Source organism: uncultured Caballeronia sp. (assembly GCF_964243625.1).
In the GTDB taxonomy this organism is placed as follows: Bacteria; Pseudomonadota; Gammaproteobacteria; order Burkholderiales; family Burkholderiaceae; genus Caballeronia.
Genome location: NZ_CAXTGZ010000674.1, coordinates 1 through 3,170 on the forward strand (window position 1 = coordinate 1; position 3,170 = coordinate 3,170).

The 3,170-nt window shown below is 57.8% G+C and carries 2 protein-coding genes; both read left to right on the plus strand.

Features of this window, described 5'->3' with window-relative positions; all coding sequences use genetic code 11:
• Positions 1-558 precede the first annotated feature (558 nt).
• A complete protein-coding gene (rpoD, locus tag ACFFAR_RS29055) occupies positions 559-2,445 on the plus strand; it encodes an RNA polymerase sigma factor RpoD (protein ID WP_174365224.1) in 1,887 nt (628 codons plus the stop codon).
• A gap of 326 nt (positions 2,446-2,771) precedes the next feature.
• Positions 2,772-3,170 (plus strand): KUP/HAK/KT family potassium transporter (locus ACFFAR_RS29060; protein ID WP_174365225.1); only part of this gene is annotated, 399 nt, incomplete at its 3' end.

Consider the following 3,170-nt stretch of genomic DNA (forward strand, 5'->3'; position numbering starts at 1 on the left):
CGATGCGCACGAAAAAGGAGGGAATTTTTTGGCCGGGGCGAATCTAACGTCGGTAGTTTCGACGTCTATTCGCCGCCTTACGCATAAACAAACGGGGCGTGATCAAGGCTTCCCGAACCCGCCGCAGTCTCTGCTACAGCCTTGATTCGGCTCAATTCGTCCGCAAATGAGTTCGTACCCGGAAAATGTTGTTGTTTCGCAGCGTATGGATGCCGGAAACGTTCGTTAATTGCCTCTTGACGCACCTGCAGCAATCAAGTTGCTATAGACTGTACGACCCGCGCGAATACTGCGCTTGTTAGCGCTCCCCGCCTCCAAACTGATTCAGCTTGCTCGAATCAACGCATTTGATTAGTTCAACCCGAGGTGACGATCCTGTCGGTCTTCACGGTATTGCGCGTGTCTGACCGCCTTGTGCACCGGTTTGCTTTTCTCAGAGCAAGGCTATCGAGGAAATGTATGACAAGTTTTGATCCAACCGAATCTAACGCTGGAAACGGCGTTCCTGCCAAAAAATCGAAAGCCCGTCGTGGGTCCGCGGACAAGATGTCGCGTCCCATGGACGAAAGCGCTGTTTCGCCCGAGCAGGCCGATGAGCGTCAGAAGCAGATGCGCGCGCTGATCCAGCTCGGCAAGCAGCAGGGCTACCTGACGCACGCGGAGATCAACGACCACTTGCCCGGTAACTTTGCGCAGACGTCGGCTATCGAAACCATCGTCAGCACATTCCGCGACATGGGCGTGGCCGTCTATGAAGAAGCGCCGGACTCCGAGACGCTGCTGCTCAACGACTCCACGCCGACCGCTGTATCGGACGAACAATCCGACGAAGAAGCCGAAGTCACGCTCGCGACCGTGGACTCGGAATTCGGCCGCACCACCGACCCGGTGCGTATGTACATGCGAGAAATGGGCAGCACGGAGTTGCTGACCCGTGCCGGCGAAATCGAGATTGCGAAGCGGATTGAAGATGGCCTTGGCGAAATGATCAAGGCGGCGTTCGCTTGCCCGTCGACGGTTGTCACGTTGCTCACGACCGTGGACAAGGTCGTGGCGGGTGAATTGCGCATCGACGAACTCGTCGATGGTTTCAAGGACGTGAGCACGCTCGACGAAGCAGTCGTCGACGACTCGGACGCCGAAATCGATGAAGCCGAACTCGCGTCGGAAAGCGACGACGAAGAAGGCGAGACCGACGACGAACAAGCCACGCGCGCGAACGCCACGCGTCTCAAGCACTTGCTGCGTGATTGCCTGCCTATTTTCGTGAACGTGCGTGATCAGTTCGACGCGTTCCACGCGGCATACAGCGCAGACGATGCACGTACGGGCGACTGGCCAACCGTGCAGGAACATATCCAGAACGAACTGGCCACCGTGCGTTTTACCGCCCGGACCATCGACCGGTTGTGCGCTGAGGTTCATGAGCAGGTCGAGCATGTTCGCGCCATCGAGCGTCGTATCCTGAAGATCGCGGTCGACCTCGCCGGCATGCCGCGCGAGAAGTTTGTCGAAGTGTTCCCGGGTCACGAGACGGATCTCGACTGGACCATGCGTCATGCTGCGGCATCGACTTCGTACGGCAAGGCGCTCGAGCGCGCGCTGCCGGCCATCCAGGCCGAACAGCAAAAGCTGATCGAAATCGAAGCGCAATTGATGCTGCCGCTTTCGCAACTGAAGGCGTTGAACAAGCAGATGACGTCCGCCGAGCACAAGATGCGTCAGGCAAAGCGCGAGATGACCGAAGCGAATCTGCGTCTGGTGATCTCGATTGCAAAGAAATATGTGAACCGCGGCATGCATTTCCTGGATCTGATCCAGGAAGGCAATATCGGCTTGATGAAAGCCGTGGACAAGTTCGAATACCGGCGCGGCTGGAAGTTCTCGACGTACGCCACGTGGTGGGTTCGCCAGGCTGTGACGCGTTCGCTCGCCGATCAGGGCCGGACCATCCGTGTACCGGTGCATATGATCGAGACCATCAACAAGCTGAACCGTGTGTCGCGTGAAATCCTGCAGCAGACGGGTCAGGAAGCGCATCCGTCGGTGCTGGCCGTTCGTCTCGACTTGTCGGAAGAAAAGGTTCGCAGCATCCTGAAGATTGCGCGTCAGCCGGTTTCGCTGGAAACGCCTTTGGGCGAAGACGGCGACACCACGCTGGGCGACATGGTTGAAGATTCGGCGACCGAGTCGCCGGCTGATGCCGCCATGCACGCCGACATGCGTCTCGCGATCAAGGACGCACTCGATTCACTGTCGCCGCGTGAGGCGAAGGTGCTGAGAATGCGTTTTGGCATCGACACGGTTTCCGACCATACGCTGGAAGAAGTCGGCAAGCAGTTCGATGTGACGCGTGAACGGATTCGCCAGATTGAAAGCAAGGCAATGCGCAAGCTCGTGCATCCGAGCCGTTCGGAGAAGCTGAGGTCGTTCCTCGCGCATTAAGGTTTGAAAGCGTCCGGAGGTTGGGCGCTGCTGTTGTAGATCACCGCAACTGGTCGGTCCGGTTTTTGGGGCAGCCAGTTGCGGTTTTTTTTGCTCTTCCCGGGCTGTAGCAGAGGGCGTTGGCGCTTCAACATGCAAAGGCCGTAGGTACATTCCATGCGATGCTTTTCTCGACACAATTGACCACAGTGATGCCACGCACGGTCGCTATTAGTGTTAAAAGATCGACGAGACTTGATGTGCAGGGTCCGAACGGTCGTAATCCTTTATAGATCCAGACACACGGTTTTCAACCGCCCTAGTGCCCTCACCTGGAAGAAAGGCCTATGTCAGCTTCTCTCGCAGAGCCATCGGCGAAAACCGTTCAGGCGGCGCCTGTCCTCATGCTCGGCGCGATCGGCGTTGTGTTCGGCGATATCGGCACGAGCCCGCTTTATACGCTTCGCGAATGCCTGAAAGCCGCTGGCGGCGCGTCCCAGCCGAATGTCTTCGGCATTGTGTCGCTGATTCTCTGGTCCATTCTGATCGTCGTCACGCTGAAATATGTCAGCTTCGTAATGCGCGCAGGAAATGACGGCGAGGGCGGGATTCTAGCGCTTACGGCGCTGGCATCGGGCGTCGCGCCTCATCGATTGCGTAACGTCTTGCTCACGCTTGGCGTATTCGGCGCGGCCATGTTCTACGGCGATTCGATGATCACGCCCGCCATCTCGGTGATATCGGCG